A 17,613-nucleotide genomic window follows, 5' to 3' on the forward strand; every position below is an offset into this window, starting at 1 on the left:
ATCGCTGTAAGTTATTCATTTCTCTGAAGCAATGTTCATCGCTTCAGGAAAAAATTACTGGGGATTCCTCAGCCCTGTGGGAGAGGGCCGGGGTGAGGGCATCAGGCCGTACAAAACTAAACTCCGTACCCCATCATCTTCAACAGCTGCTGCGCATGCTGCACCGCGTCCTGACGGTGCGCCACGCCCAGCTTCTGATACAGATTGCGAATGTGCGTTTTGATGGTGGTTGCCGCCACCGCCAGCTCACCGGCAATCTGCTCGTTACTGTATCCGGAATAGATCAGTCCCAGCACCTGCCATTCGCGCTGGGTGAGCGGGCTGGTGCGAATAAGCTCCGGCACTTCCGGGTGGTTCAGCAGGCGTTCAACAAAGTTCTCGTCAAAATGCGCAAACTTGTGGCGATGATGCTGATTAATTTCGCGCAGGATTCGCTGGGCGCGATGCTGATCCAGCTCCGGCAGCGTGTTGAGCTGAATCAGCTGGCGCAGCTGCTGCGCCATCACTTCACCTTCAATCACGAAGTGGCTAATAAACCCGGTGCGGTTCGCCAGCTGCAAGGCTTCCAGCAGCACGCGCTGGGCGTCATTTTTGCGGCCCGCCTGCCAGTAAAGCTGGTTGAGCAGCAGCAGGTTGCGGTTCAGGTCGCTCATCAGACGCAGGCTGCGGGCGTTTTCGTTTAACTCTTCCAGCACAATTTCGGCAGGCTCAAAGTCACCCAGCAGGATCTGCACGCGGGCGATGTTGCGCCACTGGCTTTGCAGGAAGTGGTTATTGGCAAATTCCGGTTTAGGCGTCTGGCGCAGCCAGTTGGCGGCGGATTTTTTGTCCCCCGTCATCTGCCAGTAAATCACCCGAACCTTGTCGGCGTTCGATACCCAGTCGCTGTGGTACTGACCGTTGCCGAGCAGGTTTTCCAGACGGTTAAGGTGATTGCGGGCGTTATCCAGATCGCCACGCGCCAGCGAGCACTGCACCAGCAGGGCCAGACACTGCAATTGCTGCTGAGGCTGGAAGCCAGAGAGCACGTTCACACCCTGACGGGCGCAGCTTTCTGCTTCATCCAGACGCGACCATGCCCACAGCAGTTGAGCGCGAATACGCAACAGGAACTCGTGCATCGGCAGCTGTTCCAGGTGCTGTTCACGAATCAGCTGGAACGCTTTTTCCTGATTTTCCCAGGCGGCCTGCAGGAACCCCTGTGCGAATAAAATCTCGCTTTGCTGAATCAGGCTCCACAGGGCGTAGTGCCACACATCATGGCGGCGCGCCATCTGCTCGGTTTGCTGCATCAGCGAAAGGGAGCGCGTCAGTTCGCCCTTGCAGTGCAGCACTTCGCCGTGCACCGAGGTAGCCACAATCCGGCTGTAGAAATTCGCCAGCGGCAGTTCATCCAGCGCGACCATCGCCAGCCGTTCCGCTTCATCCGCATCGCCGTCGTTAATCGCGACCTGCGCCCGCAGGGCGTTAAATTCGCCGTGCAGGGTGATATCCATTTCGCTTTCCATCTCCTGCTCGGCGCGCGCCAGCAGGGTATTCACTTCGCTGTAGCGGTGCTGGCTCTGCATCAGCCAGGCCTGGAGCAGCACCAGGCGCGGGTTCTCCAGCAGGCTCTCCCACGGCAAGGCTTTCAACGACTCTTCCAGCAGCGTCAGTTCGCTGTGGTTAAACAGCCCCCACGCGTGGTTAAGCAGGATATCGCGCAGCATGCTGGCGTCACCGGCGGCAAGCGCGTGGTGAATGGCCTCGCTCGGGAAGCCTTGCGCCATCCAGCTTTCAGCGGCGGCGCGGTGGATTTCCGGCAATTCCGTTGCCAGCTCCCACTGGCAGCGCTGGCGCAGGAAGCTGCCAAACAGCGGGTGATAGCTGAACCACTCGCCGGGGTCGTCCATGCGCGTCAGGAACAGGCCCTGACGTTCAATCTCTTCCAGCTGCAGCTGACCGTTCTCACAGCCTGTTACGCGCACAATCAGCGCGTCGTTCATGGAGCGCAGCAGGGAGCTTTTCAGCAGGAAATTGCGGGTGGACGGATCGACGCTGTTCAGCACCTCATCCACCAGGTAATCCGAAAGATGGCTGGCGTTGATGCCGGCCAGACGGCGCGCAGACTGGTGCGTCGGGCTGTTGTTTTGCCGGGCAGAAAGGGCAATCAGCTGTAGCGCCGTGGCCCAGCCTGCGACATCATCACACAGGCGGCTGCTTTCGGAGGCCTCAATGGGTGAGGTCAGGCGGCAGTCAAAGAACTGTTTCGCTTCCTGGTGGGTAAAGGCCAGCTGCTGGCTGCCCACTTCCAGAAGCTGATCGCGCACGCGCAGGTTGGCAATACCGAGCTGCGGCAGGTTGCGTGACAGCACGACCAGGGTCAGGTTTTCCGGCTGGTGGCGCAGGAAGAAGCGCATCGACTCATGGATAACCGGGTTCGTGATCAGATGATAGTCATCAATCACCACGTACAGCGGGCGATGCCATTCGGCCAGTTCGATAAACAGCTGAGAGAAAAGGGAGGACAGGCTGGCGTACTGGCGCTTTTGCACCATTGCCTCGCTGGCGACGCAGTGTCCGTTGGTTGCCTGTTGAATAGCGGCAATCAGATAGCTGGCAAAACGCTCTTGCTGGTTATCGCCCTCGTCCAGAGAGTACCAGCCAAGATCGCTCTTACCTGCGGCCCATTGTGAAATGAGCGTTGTTTTTCCATAACCTGCAGGGCTCGTAACCAGCGCCAGTCGGAAATTATGCGCGCCGGAAAGTTTAGCCAGCAGACGCTCGCGGACCACTGTATGGTCAAGACGAACCGGGCGACTTAATTTTGACGGAATCAACATAGGTTTCACTTCACTGTGGGGAACGAGAGAATTTATTTTTTTTGCGCTTCGTAATTAATAGCTATAAGGTCGGTCAGAAAGAGAACTATTGCAAGTTATGTCTGGCTTTTGTGGCTCTGAATTTGCACTCTGTCACAAAACATTCCGGCCAGTACTGGAACTTTTTTGAAAAGGCTTTGATGCCGCGTCAATGCTGGCTTGTATGGATGTCATGAGGCTGGGCTGAAACTGGTTTCAGAAAGGTATAATGACGTCGAATTTAATAAACTTCGGGTAAAGTTGAGTGAGATTAATAATCTCCTTAGGCAGGACCCGATTGCTGAAATATTATTCTCCGTAAGCAATCATTTCCGCGTGGATTAATTTCATCCAAAACCGCATTTCATTTCTTTGACATTCTCCCCGGTTACTTTTTTATCTTCCGGGCACACTCCGGCTATGCTCTCAGAGTGGCCTCGATCACACTTTTACGCTCATCCCCGCTACTCCTCCCTGTCTAATCCCCCACGGGAGGAGGAAGAGGTGAAATGAGCCAGGCACACTAGCGCCAACTTGTGTTTTCTTTCTAAAGGATGCCGATCCCTTATGTCACAGCCTACCTTCAACAAAGCTCAATTCCAGGCTGCCCTGACGCGTCAGTGGCAGCGTTTTGGCCTTCATGCTGCAAACGAGATGACGCCTCACCAGTGGTGGCAGGCGGTGAGCGGGGCGCTCGCAGAGCAGCTGGATGCTCAGCCCGTGGCGAAGCCCGTCAAAGGCCAGCGTCACGTTAACTATATCTCGATGGAATTCCTGATTGGCCGCCTGACCGGCAACAACCTGCTGAACCTTGGCTGGTATAAGGAGGTGGGTGATGTGCTGAAAGAGCACGACCTTAACCTGACCGACCTGCTGGAAGAAGAGATCGACCCGGCGCTGGGCAACGGCGGACTGGGGCGTCTGGCGGCCTGTTTCCTTGACTCTATGGCAACGGTCGGCCAGTCGGCGATTGGCTATGGCCTGAACTACCAGTACGGCCTGTTCCGTCAGTCGTTTGCCGACGGCCACCAGATGGAAGCGCCGGACGACTGGCATCGCAATACCTACCCGTGGTTCCGCCACAACGCGCAGCTGGACGTGCAGGTCGGCATCGGCGGGAAAGTGACGAAGCAGGGGCTCTGGGAACCGGCGTTCATTATTACCGGCGAAGCCTGGGACCTGCCGGTGCTCGGCTACCGTAACGGCGTGGCGCAGCCGCTGCGTCTGTGGCAGGCGAAGCACGCGCATCCGTTCAACCTGACCAAATTCAACGACGGCGATTTCCTGCGTGCCGAGCAGCAGGGGATCGACGCCGAGAAGCTGACCAAAGTCCTCTATCCGAACGATAACCACCTGGCGGGTAAAAAGCTGCGCCTGATGCAGCAGTACTTCCAGTGCGCCTGCTCCGTGGCGGACATTCTGCGTCGCCATCACCTGGCGGGCCGCAAGCTGGCGCAACTGCCGGACTTCGAAGTCATTCAGCTTAACGATACGCACCCGACTATTGCCATCCCGGAACTGCTGCGCGTGCTGATTGACGAGCATCAGCTGAGCTGGGACGACGCCTGGGCCATCACCAGCCGCACCTTCGCCTATACCAACCACACCCTGATGCCGGAAGCGCTGGAGTGCTGGGATGAGAAGCTGGTGAAAACGCTGCTGCCGCGCCACATGCAGATCATCAACAAGATTAACGACCAGTTTAAAGCGCTGGTGGAGAAAACCTGGCCGGGCGACAAAGCCGTCTGGGCGAAGCTGGCGGTGGTGCACGACAAACAGGTGCGTATGGCGAACATGTGCGTGGTGAGCGGCTTTGCCGTTAACGGCGTGGCGGCGCTGCACTCCGATCTGGTGGTGAAAGATCTGTTCCCGGAATATCACCAGCTGTGGCCGACCAAGTTCCACAACGTGACCAACGGCATTACGCCGCGTCGCTGGATCAAGCAGTGCAATCCGCTGCTGGCCGGCCTGCTGGATAAGACCCTGAAGAAAGAGTGGGCCAACGATCTGGACCAGTTGATTAACCTGGAAAAATACGCCGACGATGCGAAATTCCGCGAGCAGTACCGCGCGATCAAGCTGGAGAACAAGGTTCGCCTGGCGGAGTTTGTGAAAATGCGTACCGGGATTGAGATCAACCCGAACGCGATTTTCGATATTCAGATCAAACGCCTGCACGAGTACAAGCGTCAGCACCTGAACCTGCTGCATATTCTGGCGCTGTACAAAGAGATCCGCGAGAACCCGCAGGCCGACCGCGTGCCGCGCGTGTTCCTGTTCGGTGCGAAGGCGGCGCCGGGCTACTACCTGGCGAAAAACATTATCCTCGCCATCAATAAAGTGGCGGCGGCGATCAACAGCGATCCGAAAGTGGGCGACAAGCTGAAGGTCGTGTTCCTGCCGGATTACTGCGTCTCGGCGGCGGAAATGCTGATCCCGGCGGCGGATATCTCCGAGCAGATCTCGACCGCAGGGAAAGAAGCGTCCGGTACCGGCAACATGAAGCTGGCGCTCAACGGCGCGCTGACCGTCGGCACGCTGGACGGTGCGAACGTCGAAATCGCCGAGAAGGTCGGTGAAGAGAACATCTTTATCTTCGGCCATACTGTTGAAGAAGTGAAAGCCATCAAGGCCAAAGGCTACGACCCGGTGAAATGGCGTAAAAAAGACAAAGTGCTGGATGCGGTGCTGAAGGAGCTGGAAAGCGGCAAATACAGCGATGGCGACAAGCACGCGTTTGACCAGATGCTGCACAGCATGGACAAACACGGTGGCGACCCGTACCTGGTGATGGCGGACTTCACGGCCTACGTTGAAGCGCAGAAACAGGTCGACGTGCTGTACCTCGACCAGGAGGCGTGGACCCGGGCGTGCATTCTGAACACCGCGCGCTGCGGCATGTTCAGCTCTGACCGCTCAATCCGTGATTATCAGGCCCGTATCTGGCAGGCAAAACGCTAAGGAAGCGCGATGGAGAGTAAACGTCTGGACAGTGCCGCGCAGGCGGCGGGAATTAGCCTCAGTTACATCAATGCGCACGGCAAACCGCAGTCTATTGGTGCGGACACCAAAAGACGTTTGCTGGATGCCATGCACAAAACCGACGCGAACGCGTCGGCTGCTCCGGTGCCAAACGTGAAGGTCTTTACCGCAGGCAAAAAGATGCCGCTGGCGGTGGAGGGACGTGGCGAGTTTAGCTGGCTGCTCACCACCGAAGAGGGGCATCAGCACAAAGGCCACGCCACCGGCGGCAAAACGTTAAACCTTCCGGCAAAGCTGCCGGAGGGCTACCACAGCCTGACGCTCACCCAGGACGAACAGCGTTTTCACTGCCGGGTGATCGTCGCGCCAAAACGCTGCTATGAGCCGCAGGCGCTGCTCGAAGGCAAAAAGCTGTGGGGCGCCTGCGTGCAGCTCTATACGCTGCGTTCCGACAGCAACTGGGGCATCGGCGATTTTGGCGATCTGAAAAAGATGCTGGCATCTGTTGGTGAGCGCGGCGGCGCGTTTATCGGCCTCAACCCGATCCACGCGCTCTATCCGGCCAACCCGGAAAGCGCGAGCCCGTACAGCCCGTCTTCCCGACGCTGGCTGAACGTGATTTACATCGACGTTAACGCGTTAGACGATTTCAAAAACAGCAAAGAGGCGCAGGCGTGGTGGAAGCTTGAGACCACCCAGCAGCTGCTGAAGCAGGCCCGCGATGCGGACTGGGTAGATTATGCCTCCGTGACCGCGCTGAAAATGGCGGCTCTGCGCCTGGCGTGGAAAGGCTTTGCGAAGCGCGACGACGAGCAGATGGCGGCCTTCCGCCAGTTCGTGATGCAGGAAGGTGAAAGCCTCTACTGGCAGGCGGCATTTGATGCGCTGCACGCGTATCAGGTGAAAGAGGACGAAATGCGCTGGGGCTGGCCGGTCTGGCCGGAAGCGTATCAGACCGTGGATACCCCTGAAGTCAAAGCCTTCTGTAAAAATCATGCCGACGAGGTGGACTTCTACCTGTGGCTGCAGTGGCTGGCGTATAGCCAGTTTGCCGCCTGCTGGCAGGTGAGCCAGGGCTATAAAATGCCGATCGGCCTGTATCGCGATCTGGCCGTGGGCGTGGCGGAAGGCGGCGCGGAAACCTGGTGTGACCGTGAGCTTTACTGCCTGAAAGCATCCGTCGGCGCGCCGCCGGATATCCTCGGCCCGCTCGGTCAGAACTGGGGCCTGCCGCCGATGGATCCGCACGTGATGGCGGCGCGCGCCTACGAGCCGTATATCGACCTGCTGCGCGCGAACATGCAGAACTGCGGGGCGCTGCGCATCGACCACGTGATGTCCGTGCTGCGCCTGTGGTGGATCCCGTACGGTGAAACGGCCGATCACGGGGCGTACGTGCAGTATCCGGTGGACGATCTGCTGTCGATCCTGGCCCTGGAGAGTAAACGTCATCAGTGCATGGTGATCGGTGAAGATCTCGGTACCGTGCCGGTGGAAATTGTCAGCAAGCTCCGCGACAGCGGGGTTTATTCCTACAAAGTGCTCTATTTTGAAAACGACCATGAGAAAACCTTCCGCGCGCCGAAAGCGTACCCTGAACAGTCAATGGCAGTCGCGACGACGCATGATCTTCCTACGCTCAGAGGCTACTGGGAAAGCGGCGATCTGACCCTCGGCAAAACGCTGGGCCTCTATCCAGATGAAGAGGTTCTGCGCGGACTGTATCAGGACCGCGAGCTGGCGAAGCAGGGGCTGCTGGACGCGCTGCACAAGCATGGCTGTCTGCCGAAGCGTGCCGGACATAAGGCGTCGCTGATGGCAATGACCTCAACGCTCAACCGTGGCCTGCAGCGCTATATTGCCGACAGCAACAGCGCTTTGCTCGGCCTGCAGCCGGAAGACTGGATTGATATGGCGGAGCCGGTGAACGTTCCGGGCACCAGCTATCAGTACAAGAACTGGCGCCGCAAGCTGTCCACAACGCTTGAGACGATGTTTGCCGATGACCGGGTGAACAGGCTGATTAAGGATTTGGATAAGCGCAGAAAGGCGGTGGGTAAGAAGTCGTAATTTGCCCCTCACCCTAGCCCTCTCCCCAAAGGGGAGAGGGAACCGATCGAGCAGGAGAGTCAGAGAGCCATATTCAACAGCAGACACCCTACCAGGCCGCAGACCGAAATAATGGTTTCCAGCATTGACCAGGACTTGATGGTCTCACCGATGGTCAGGTTGAAGTACTCCTTGAACAGCCAGAAGCCCGGATCGTTCACGTGAGAGAAAATCACGCTGCCGGAGCCTACCGCAATAACCATCAGCTCAGGGCTGACGCCCGTGGTGGCAATCAGTGGCGCAACGATACCGCCCGCTGTAATCGCCGCAACGGTTGCAGAACCCAGCGCGATACGCAGCACGGCAGCAATAGACCACGCCATCAGGATTGGAGAGATATTGGTTTCATGCATCATGGAAGCGATGTATTTGTCCACGCCGCTGTCGACCAGCACCTGCTTGAACGCACCGCCACCGCCGATAATCAGCAGCATCATGGCAATGATTTTGATGGACGAGGTCAGCGTGTCGTTGATCTGATCCATGGAGCGGCCACGGTTCAGGCCGAAGGTGAACATCGCAATCAATACCGCAATCAGCGTTGCCATCACCGGGTCGCCGAGGAACTCGGCAACGGCCAGGAAAGCGTGGCCTTTCGGCAGGATCATCTCCGCCACGGCGCGCATTGCCATCAGGATCACCGGTACCAGCGAGGTCCAGACGCTGACGCCAAAGCCTGGCATCTCTTCTTCAGTGAAGGTTTTGGCGCTGTACAGACCTTCCGGAATAGGCTTATCAATGCCTTTCAGAAAACGGGCATATACCGGGCCTGCCAGAATTACGGTCGGGATCGCCAGAATCGTACCGAACAGCAGGGTTTTACCCATATCGGCGTGGAAGATGGTGGCGATGGCGGTTGGACCCGGGTGCGGCGGCAGGAAGCCGTGGGTCACGGACAGCGCAGCAGCCATTGGCACACCCACGAACAGCAGCGGGATGTTGGCCGCGGCGGCGATGGTGAACACCAGCGGCAGCATCAGCACGAAGCCCACTTCATAGAACAGCGCGAAACCGACGGTAAAACCGGTTAACACCACCGCCCACTGGATGTTCTTCTTGCCAAACTTTTCGATAAGCGTGGTGGCAATACGCTGCGCGCCCCCGCAGTCCGCCAGCATTTTACCGAGCATGGCGCCGAAGCCCATGATCAGTGCCAGGCTGCCGAGCGTGCCGCCGACACCGGCTTTGATAGAGCTGATAACTTTAACCAGCGGCATCCCCTGCATCAGACCGACTGCAAGTGCCACCAGAACCAGAGCGATAAATCCGTTCATTTTGAAGCGGATCATCAAGAGCAGTAATAACACAACACCGATAGCAACGATGACTAATGGCATGATTTACCTGGCCTTTGAATTGTTATGGGTAACGTCATTGTTTCAACGACAAATTCCGGTTGTCCCAACTGGGAACAGAGTGGTTAACGGCACTCATACTGATGCCTGCGAAACAGTTAAGTTTAGTCGGCTGTTATAAGGGTGTTGAGTGCCCACGAGAATGATACGGGTAACATATCGTGGTTGAGAATCACCCGGTGAGGCAAAATTTGAATTATGAGACGCAGGTCAACATATAGAGGGGGAAGGCAAGGGAGTCAGGCCCGGTAAGCGCAGCGCTACCGGGCAATACAGACGGGTACTGAATTAGTAGTAAGAGTGCTCGCCGCGCTGGTGCTCTGTCAGGTCGCGCACGCCTTTCAGTTCCGGGAATTCGTTCAGCAGCTGCTTCTCGATCCCTTCTTTCAGGGTCACGTCGACCATGGAGCAACCGTTACAGCCGCCGCCAAACTGCAGGATCGCCAGGCCGTCTTCCGTGATTTCCATCAGGGAAACGCGACCGCCGTGGCCGGCCAGTTGTGGGTTGATCTGGGACTGCAGCAGATACTCAACGCGCTCCATCAGTGGCGCATCGTCAGAGACTTTACGCATTTTGGCGTTTGGCGCTTTCAGGGTCAGCTGAGAACCCAGCTGGTCGGTGACAAAGTCGATTTCCGCATCTTCAAGATACGGCGCGCTCAGTTCATCGACGTAAGCGGTGAGCTGTTCAAATTTAAGGGCAGTGTCAGTTGCTTCCACAGCGTCCGGAGGACAATAAGAGACACCACATTCTGCATTCGGAGTGCCTGGATTGATCACAAACACGCGGATCTGCGTCCCTTCTTCCTGATTTGCCAGCAGTTTGGCAAAGTGCGCTTGTGCAGAATCGGAAATACGGATCATAGCTTTGGCCTAATAGTTGACTAAATTACCTGGGTATAATCATACGCCCATTGAAGAAGGGCTACAAGGTACGGCACAGACACCATACCTGAACCGACGCGGCGCCGCTTTGCAAAAGCAGTCGGGAAAGTTCAGCAACGGTACTGCCTGTGGTGACGACGTCATCCACGATGGCGATATGGAGGCCGTGGACCGGCAATTCAAGGCGAAAGGCGTTTTTCAGGTTCCTTTTGCGAAGCCGGGCGTTGAGCTGATGCTGGATGGCGGTGGCATGAACGCGGGTAAGCGCGCTGGCATCGTAGCGACAGCCCAGCCACCGGGCGAGCGGGCGGCAGAGCAGGTCGCTTTGATTATAGCCTCGCCGCCAGTGTCGGCGTCGGTATAAGGGGACATTCACCACCATGTCGATTTTCGGCAAAGCGCGGGTTCGTCGCGCCTGTAAAACGGCCAGCAAAAGCAGGCGGGCAAGGGGCTGCGCCAGCGAACTCTGGCCGGAAAACTTCAGGGCGTGAATAAGCCCGCTCAGCGGTGGAACATAATCATCCACGGCCACCAGCGCGCTCCACGGCGGGGATTTTTTCAGGCAGCGGCCGCAGGGCAAATCGCGGTTCGCCGCCGGTAAACCACATTGCGGGCAGGTTGTGATACGCCTTTCCAGCGAACGCGTACAGACGGAACAGACGCCCCACGCGCTGAGGGCAAGCGGCATTTTGCATAGCCAGCACAAGCCAGGCACTGTTAGCATGTGCAACCTCCATGTGAAAAAAGAGAACAGTAACTGATGAAGACGCTGTGGTGGCAGACCGTAGGGACAGGAAATTGCCATCTTGTGCTGCTGCACGGATGGGGCCTGAATGCGGAAGTGTGGCATTGCATAAGCGAGGAACTTGCCTCGCAATTTACGTTACATCTGGTTGATCTGCCGGGCTATGGTCGCAGCCGTGGCTTTGGCGCGATGTCGCTTGATGAAATGGCGCAGCACGTTATAGACGCCGCGCCGCAAAATGCCATCTGGCTGGGCTGGAGTCTGGGCGGGCTGGTGGCAAGCCAGATTGCGCTCTCCTGGCCCGAGCGCGTTAGGGCGCTGGTCACCGTGGCCTCGTCGCCATGCTTTAGCGCGCAAGAGGCGTGGCCCGGCATCAAACCTGACGTTCTGGCGGGCTTCCAGCAGCAGCTGAGCGACGATTTCCAGCGGACCGTCGAGCGATTCCTCGCCTTGCAGACAATGGGTACCGAAACCGCGCGTCAGGATGCCAGAGCGTTAAAGCAGGTGGTGCTCTCCCTGCCGATGCCGGACGTTGAGGTGCTTAACGGCGGTCTGGAGATCCTGAAAACGGCCGATCTGCGCGAGCCGCTGGCCGGGCTGAGCATGCCGCACCTGCGCATCTATGGCTATCTCGACGGGCTGGTGTCGCGCAAAGTGGTCCCACTTCTGGATTCCCTCTGGCCGGACAGCGAATCACAGGTCATAGCAAAAGCCGCGCATGCGCCGTTTATCTCTCATCCGACGGAATTTTGTTCAGCGTTGGTTGCGTTAAGTCAACGTTTAGACTGATTATTTTCTATCCAGCCTGGAAAAAGTTACACACCGCAACCATACTCCAGATGTCGTTGCGGTTGTTCTGCCTACGATGATCAAAACAACAATCCTATGGAGAGTCAGGCTATGAAACTTGTTACAGGTATTGTCACTTCTCTGGTTATTGGGTCACTGTCATTTGGCGTTTTTGCGGCAAAAGAGCTGGAAAAAGATAAAGTTGCCGGGATGAATTTGACGAAAATTGGTGAGATTTCTACGTCTGACACCACCGCGCCGATGGATGCAAGAAAAGAGCTGTCGAAGAAAGCGGATGAGCTGGGCGGGACATACTTCGTCGTCACCAGCGCAGAAAAACAGACCAAAAACGTACGCGCTACTGCGGACGTCTATAAGTAATACGATAAAACCGGGCAGCAATGCCCGGCTTTATTAGCGCAGTGCCCACCACTCCCTGAGACAGGCCTTTCCTTCCGGACAGCTTTTACAACTGCCGGAGAGGCAACCCTCCGCTTCTTCCTGAATCCGCACGGCTTTACCCATGGCTTCCAGGCGCTCCAGCATGGCATCGATCATCGGCTGCGGCGTATGCAGGCTAAGGCTGAGCTGTTTTGCCTCCATGCGTCCCTGCAATGCCAGTAAGTCACGAACCTGAATCAACGATGCCATCTGTTTTTCCCCTTAGTGACAGTCGCCAGCCGGGCTGTTGCAGCAGGTGGCCGGGGTTTTACGCGTCGCCAGCAGGTTGATATCAACGCGGCTTCGCGCCCGGCGCAGCAGGCCAATCACAATCACGTTAAACAGGATGACTGCCAGGATGCTGACCAGGCTGTAGCGCGGATGCTGGCTGAAGTTAACGGTCTGGTAAAACAGCGTCGCCAGCGAGTAGGCGATATTCAGCCCCCACAGAATGGAGAAGCCCATCCAGCCGCGGCTGGACTCACGGGCAATCGCCCCCATCACCGAGATGCACGGAATATAGAGCAGAACGAAGATCAGGTAGCTGTAGGCTGCGGACGCGCTGCCAAACTTCTCGCCCATCACGCCCATGGCACCGGTCGCCATTTCGCCGTCGCCTTTACTGGCCTCAATCGGGTTAGCCAGCACGCTCAGGCTGAAGGTCTCTTTCAGGCTCTGCCAGGTCTCCTCTACGGCACCCAGCAGTTCGTCACCGAGGTGAAACTCCGCCGGGTTAAATTCCTGCTCCTGAATGTTCTCTGCGGTGTAGAGCGTGTTCAGGGTCCCGACGACCACCTCTTTCGCCATCGCACCGGTGAACAGGCCCACGGTCGCCTGCCAGTTATCCTCCTGTACGCCAATCGGTTTGAAGACCGGCGTGATGACGCGGCTGACGGAGGCGAGGGCAGAGTCGTTGATGTTATCTGCCGCCTGACCGGTGAGGGTGAAGCTGTTCAGCGCGCTCAGGAAAATACTGACAATAACAATCACCTTACCGGCGCGCAGCACAAAGCCTTTCAGGCGCTGCCAGGTCTGGATCGCCAGGCTTTTCAGATGCGGAACGTGATAGACCGGAAGCTCCATTACAAACGGTGACGCTTCACCGCGCATGATGGTGTGCTTGAGCATTAAGCCGGTCAGGATTGCCATCACGATGCCCAGCACGTACAGCGAGAAGACCGCCAGCGCGCCCTGCTGGCCAAAGAAGGCTGCCGCGAAGACGGCAAAGATTGCCAGACGCGCGCCGCAGGACATAAACGGCGCCATCATAATGGTCATCAGTCGTTCACGCGGTGCATCCAGGGTGCGCGCGCCCATTACCGACGGCACGTTACAGCCGAAGCCGACGATCAGCGGAACGAACGATTTGCCCGGCAGCCCCAGCGCCTGCATCAGGCGGTCCATCACGAAGGCGGCGCGCGCCATGTAGCCGGAATCTTCGAGGAACGAGAGGAACAGATACATCATGCCGATCTGCGGTACCAGCGGCAGCACGGTGTTGATACCGCCGCCAATCCCCTGGGCAAGGAAGATGGTCAGCCATTCCGGGAAGTGCAGGGTGTAACCTACCCACTGAATACCGTGTACGAAGACCGCGACAGAACCGGCGTCAAAAATCGGCTGCAGCGCGCCACCGATGTTAATCGCGAGCAGGAACATCACGTACATCACCAGCAGGAAGATGGGCAAACCGAGGAAGCGGTTGAGCACAATCTTATCCACCGCCGCCGTGAAGCGGCTGGGCTCTGCGGTAAGGGCGTTGCTGACCACGTCGCAAATTGACGCAATGGCCTGATAACGCGCATCGGCGATGTGCAGCGCCGGATCGTCCAGCTCGTCGCTGAGACGGGCGAGGGCCACGTCCAGCTTATCCGCCGCATGTCCGGCATAGGCGCGGCTGTAGATATCCCCTTCCAGCATCTGCAGGCCGAGCCACAGCCGCTGTTTTGCAGGCATGCTGCTGTCCATCTCCTGCGCCAGCCGTTCGGCTTCGCGCAGCAGCGGCTGGGCGTAATGCACCAGCTCAACGTCGCGGTTTCCCGCGTGGCGGTCAATCGCCAGCTTAAGGGCGTCGATACCGCGAGCGCGGGTCGAGACCAGCGGAACCACCGGACAGCCCAGGCGCGCGGAGAGCGCATCGACGTCGATGCGCAGCTTTTGTTTTTCCGCAATGTCGAGCATGTTGAGCGCCACGATGCAGGGGATCCCCAGCTCCAGCAGCTGTAGCGTCAGGTAAAGGTTTCGCTCGAGGTTCGAAGCGTCGACCACGTTGATCAGCAGATCCGCGTCGCCGCCAAGAATGTAGTGGCAGGCAATTTGCTCATCGAGCGAAGTCTGGGATGAAATCGTGGTTAAGGAGTAGGTGCCGGGAAGGTCAACCAGGGTGACCTGATTGTCCGTTGTCGCGAACTGGCCTTCTTTACGTTCAACCGTTACGCCTGCCCAATTTCCCACGCGCTGGCGCGCGCCGGTTAACTGATTAAATAAGGTTGTCTTGCCGGAATTAGGATTGCCAATTAAGCCAATAGTTAATTTTTTCATTGTATTAGACCCACCGAAACCGCTGGCTTGTTAACGGGATAAAGATTCAACTTCAATTAATGCGAGGTCTTTTTTGCGCAGAACCAGATTTACGCGCCGGGTTTCGATATGAACAGGATCGCCCAACGGCGCCACACGCACGACCTGGAATGATGAGCCGGGCAGCATGCCAAGTGACAGCAGCTTCTGCCGATAGGCCGGGCTAATTTCGCGGGTAAAACCGGTAATTTTCCATGCACTGTCTGGAGTGAATTGCATAATGCCTGATTCCACGAGAGGTTAAATAATCTACACTGCGATGATAATGAGAATAGTTTTTATCAGCAATAATAAAAATGTGACGGGATGTTGTTAATCGTATTAATTTGCGGTCTGATTGACCTTGCTCAATATTTGCAGAATTACCCGGGAAGGAATAAAAAGCGTATTTGTTAATGGAGTGATAAATAGCGGTTTAAATATGGGGGTGCAATCGGTTTCATATATTTCGAGAGAATTTTATTCCCCTCATCCCGGCCCTCTCCCTTTTGGGGAGAGGGTTAGGGTGAGGGGGGGGTTACCTTAGCGTTTCTTACCCATCGCCGCCGCCAGCGCGTCCATCATCGCGCTGTTGCCCGCAGGCTGCGCGTCACGCCCGCGCGGTTTTGTGGCTTTCGTGGCCGGACGCTGCTGCTCGCGGCCTCCGCCGTTGCCGCCACGGCGCGCGCTGGTATCGCCCGGCTGCTCATCCAGACGCATGGTCAGGGCGATACGCTTGCGCTGCAGATCCACCTCCAGCACTTTCACCTTCACGATGTCGCCCGCTTTGACCACGGTGTGCGGGTCTTCAACGAACTTGTCGGCAAGGGAAGAGATATGCACCAGACCGTCCTGGTGCACGCCGATATCCACAAACGCGCCGAAGTTGGTGACGTTGGTCACCGCGCCTTCCAGCACCATGCCCGGCAGGAGATCGTTCATGGTCTCGATGCCGTCAGCAAAGGTCGCCGTTTTGAATTCAGGACGCGGATCGCGGCCCGGTTTTTCCAGCTCTTTGATAATGTCGGTAACGGTTGGTACACCAAATTTTTCGTCGGTGAAATCAACGGCTTTCAGGTTACGCAGAGCGCTGCTGTCGCCCATGAGATCCTTCAGCGCCTGCTGGGTGGCGGCCAGGATGCGCTCAACAACAGGGTACGCTTCCGGGTGAACGGTAGAGGCATCCAGCGGGTTATCGCCGTGGTTGATACGCAGGAAGCCCGCACACTGCTCAAACGCTTTCGGCCCCAGGCGGCTCACTTTAAGCAGCTGCTGACGGTTCTGGAACTGGCCGTTCTCATCGCGCCAGGCCACGATGTTCTGTGCCATCATGCGGGTTAAGCCCGCCACGCGGGTCAGCAGAGGAACGGAAGCGGTGTTCAGGTCCACGCCGACGGCGTTTACGCAGTCTTCCACGACCGCGTCCAGCTTGCGCGCCAGCTGCGTCTGGCTCACGTCGTGCTGATACTGGCCCACGCCGATGGATTTCGGATCGATCTTCACCAGCTCCGCCAGCGGATCCTGCAGACGACGGGCGATGGAGACCGCGCCGCGCAGGGAAACGTCCAGGTCAGGGAATTCCTGCGCCGCCAGCTCAGAGGCGGAATAGACCGATGCGCCCGCTTCGCTGACGATCACTTTCTGTGCCGTCACTTTCGGGAACTGCTTCTGCACGTCGAGGTAGAAACGCTCGGTTTCGCGTGATGCGGTGCCGTTACCGATGGCAACCAGCTCCACGTTGTACTTCTCGCACAGCGCCGCCACCACGACGGCGGCTTTCGCTGCCTGGCCGGTGTGCGGGTATATGGTATCGGTGGCGACCAGCTTGCCGGTGCCGTCAACGACCGCCACCTTCACGCCGGTACGCAGGCCCGGATCGAGCCCCATGGTGGCGCGCAGGCCCGCAGGAGCGGCCATCAGCAGGTCATGCAGGTTACGGGCGAAGACGTTGATCGCTTCGTCTTCCGCGCGTTCGCGCACGGTGCCCATCAGCTCGGTTTCCAGGTGCATCAGCACCTTGATGCGCCAGGTCCAGCTCACCACGCCTTTGCGCCAGCTGTCCGCCGGGGCGTTGTTCAGGCGCAGGCCGAGATGGTCGATGATAATCTGCTCGCAGTGGCTCTCTTTCGGCGGCTCGTCAAACTGCGGGTCGGCGTTCAGGGAGAGCTGGAGCACGCCTTCGTTGCGGCCGCGGAACATCGCCAGCGCGCGGTGAGACGGGGTGGTCGAAATCGGTTCGTGGTGATCGAAGTAGTCGCGGAACTTCGCGCCTTCTTCCTCTTTGCCCGCGACGACGGTAGAGACGATGTGGGCGTTCTTCCACAGATAATCACGCACTTTGGCCAGCAGGGCGGCGTCTTCCGCGAAGCGCTCCATCAGGATGTAGCGCGCGCCGTCCAGAGCGGCCTTGGTGTCAGCGACACCTTTGTCGGCGTCGACGAATTTCGCCGCTTCGGTTTCCGGGTCGTGAGATGGCTCATTCCACAGCAGCTCTGCCAGCGGCTCAAGGCCCGCCTCAATCGCAATCTGCCCGCGGGTACGGCGCTTCGGTTTATACGGCAGATAGAGATCTTCGAGTTCGGTTTTGCTCAGGGTGCCGTTAATGGCGCTTTCCAGCTCGCTGGTCAGCTTGCCCTGTTCGCCGATGGATTTGAGGATCGCCTGACGACGTTCTTCCAGCTCGCGTAGATAGCCCAGGCGGGTCTCCAGGTTACGCAGCTGCGTGTCATCCAGACCGCCTGTGACTTCCTTACGATAACGTGCAATAAACGGCACGGTGTTCCCTTCATCAAGCAGGCGAACGGCAGCTTCTACCTGTTCGGCTCTGGCCTGAAGTTCACCCGCAATAATGCGGCAGAGCGAATCTTTCATCATGGCTTTATCATCTTGTGGGTCAAAAATCAGGGGA

12 protein-coding genes are annotated in these 17,613 nt (G+C 57.8%); 4 read left to right on the top strand and 8 right to left on the bottom strand.

Translation table 11 applies throughout. The features are described from left to right. Positions 1-116: 116 nt before the first annotated feature. Positions 117-2,822, bottom strand: coding sequence for an HTH-type transcriptional regulator MalT (malT, locus tag IM314_RS19440; RefSeq protein ID WP_047367202.1), 2,706 nt, complete (start codon positions 2,820-2,822; stop codon positions 117-119). 585 nt (positions 2,823-3,407) lie between these two features. Between malT and malP the strand changes: the two genes are divergently transcribed. After that, positions 3,408-5,801: a maltodextrin phosphorylase gene (gene malP / locus IM314_RS19445; RefSeq protein WP_045631441.1), complete on the top strand. Its 2,394-nt coding sequence runs from the start codon at positions 3,408-3,410 to the stop codon at positions 5,799-5,801. Positions 5,802-5,810: 9 nt separating this feature from the next. Then, positions 5,811-7,892: a 4-alpha-glucanotransferase gene (gene malQ, locus IM314_RS19450; RefSeq protein WP_193359270.1), complete on the top strand. Its 2,082-nt coding sequence runs from the start codon at positions 5,811-5,813 to the stop codon at positions 7,890-7,892. Positions 7,893-7,951: 59 nt separating this feature from the next. Here malQ and gntT read toward each other — a convergent pair whose 3' ends face one another. The 3 genes from gntT to gntX all read right to left on the bottom strand — a co-directional run bounded on the left by gntT (position 7,952) and on the right by gntX (position 10,895). Next, entirely contained in the window at positions 7,952-9,268 is a 1,317-nt protein-coding gene (gntT, locus tag IM314_RS19455) for a gluconate transporter (RefSeq protein ID WP_028014680.1), read from the bottom strand. A gap of 306 nt (positions 9,269-9,574) precedes the next feature. Continuing rightward, a complete protein-coding gene (gene nfuA / locus IM314_RS19460) occupies positions 9,575-10,150 on the bottom strand; it encodes a Fe-S biogenesis protein NfuA (RefSeq protein ID WP_003861601.1) in 576 nt (191 codons plus the stop codon). A 61-nt stretch (positions 10,151-10,211) separates the two neighbouring features. Further along, positions 10,212-10,895 (bottom strand): DNA utilization protein GntX, encoded by a 684-nt coding sequence (gene gntX / locus IM314_RS19465; RefSeq protein WP_045259366.1) that lies wholly within the window; start codon positions 10,893-10,895, stop codon positions 10,212-10,214. Between the two features lie 36 nt (positions 10,896-10,931). Between gntX and bioH the strand changes: the two genes are divergently transcribed. Then, the gene (bioH, locus tag IM314_RS19470; RefSeq protein WP_193359269.1) at positions 10,932-11,705 is read left to right on the top strand and encodes a pimeloyl-ACP methyl ester esterase BioH; all 774 of its coding nucleotides are present in this window, start codon (positions 10,932-10,934) and stop codon (positions 11,703-11,705) included. A gap of 111 nt (positions 11,706-11,816) precedes the next feature. Beyond that, a complete protein-coding gene (locus tag IM314_RS19475; RefSeq protein ID WP_028014676.1) occupies positions 11,817-12,086 on the top strand; it encodes a YdgH/BhsA/McbA-like domain containing protein in 270 nt (89 codons plus the stop codon). A gap of 33 nt (positions 12,087-12,119) precedes the next feature. On the opposite strand, the gene feoC is transcribed toward IM314_RS19475, so the two are convergent. The 4 genes from feoC to IM314_RS19495 form a co-directional block, all read right to left on the bottom strand. Next, complete coding sequence (feoC, locus tag IM314_RS19480; RefSeq protein ID WP_041911908.1) at positions 12,120-12,356, bottom strand: [Fe-S]-dependent transcriptional repressor FeoC; 237 nt, start codon at positions 12,354-12,356, stop codon at positions 12,120-12,122. A 12-nt stretch (positions 12,357-12,368) separates the two neighbouring features. Then, a complete protein-coding gene (feoB, locus tag IM314_RS19485; protein ID WP_193359268.1) occupies positions 12,369-14,687 on the bottom strand; it encodes a Fe(2+) transporter permease subunit FeoB in 2,319 nt (772 codons plus the stop codon). A gap of 30 nt (positions 14,688-14,717) precedes the next feature. Then, on the bottom strand, positions 14,718-14,945 hold the full coding sequence (gene feoA / locus IM314_RS19490) for a ferrous iron transporter A (RefSeq protein WP_006177893.1): 228 nt from the start codon (positions 14,943-14,945) through the stop codon (positions 14,718-14,720). 303 nt (positions 14,946-15,248) lie between these two features. Next, positions 15,249-17,579, bottom strand: a complete 2,331-nt coding sequence (locus IM314_RS19495) for a Tex family protein (protein ID WP_048957373.1) — start codon at positions 17,577-17,579, stop codon at positions 15,249-15,251. Between the last annotated feature and the right edge of the window lie 34 nt (positions 17,580-17,613).

Origin of the sequence: Enterobacter cloacae complex sp. P42RS (assembly GCF_014930595.1) — a bacterium.
Classification (GTDB): Bacteria; Pseudomonadota; Gammaproteobacteria; order Enterobacterales; family Enterobacteriaceae; genus Enterobacter; species Enterobacter bugandensis.

Excerpts from the sequence above, each read along its gene's own strand:
- malT (WP_047367202.1), bottom strand. The coding sequence starts at position 2,822 with ATGTTGATTCCGTCAAAATTAAGTCGCCCGGTTCGTCTTGACCATACA.
- malP (WP_045631441.1), top strand. The coding sequence starts at position 3,408 with ATGTCACAGCCTACCTTCAACAAAGCTCAATTCCAGGCTGCCCTGACG.
- malQ (WP_193359270.1), top strand. The coding sequence starts at position 5,811 with ATGGAGAGTAAACGTCTGGACAGTGCCGCGCAGGCGGCGGGAATTAGC.
- gntT (WP_028014680.1), bottom strand. The coding sequence starts at position 9,268 with ATGCCATTAGTCATCGTTGCTATCGGTGTTGTGTTATTACTGCTCTTG.
- nfuA (WP_003861601.1), bottom strand. The coding sequence starts at position 10,150 with ATGATCCGTATTTCCGATTCTGCACAAGCGCACTTTGCCAAACTGCTG.
- gntX (WP_045259366.1), bottom strand. The coding sequence starts at position 10,895 with ATGCTAACAGTGCCTGGCTTGTGCTGGCTATGCAAAATGCCGCTTGCC.
- bioH (WP_193359269.1), top strand. The coding sequence starts at position 10,932 with ATGAAGACGCTGTGGTGGCAGACCGTAGGGACAGGAAATTGCCATCTT.
- IM314_RS19475 (WP_028014676.1), top strand. The coding sequence starts at position 11,817 with ATGAAACTTGTTACAGGTATTGTCACTTCTCTGGTTATTGGGTCACTG.
- feoC (WP_041911908.1), bottom strand. The coding sequence starts at position 12,356 with ATGGCATCGTTGATTCAGGTTCGTGACTTACTGGCATTGCAGGGACGC.
- feoB (WP_193359268.1), bottom strand. The coding sequence starts at position 14,687 with ATGAAAAAATTAACTATTGGCTTAATTGGCAATCCTAATTCCGGCAAG.
- feoA (WP_006177893.1), bottom strand. The coding sequence starts at position 14,945 with ATGCAATTCACTCCAGACAGTGCATGGAAAATTACCGGTTTTACCCGC.
- IM314_RS19495 (WP_048957373.1), bottom strand. The coding sequence starts at position 17,579 with ATGATGAAAGATTCGCTCTGCCGCATTATTGCGGGTGAACTTCAGGCC.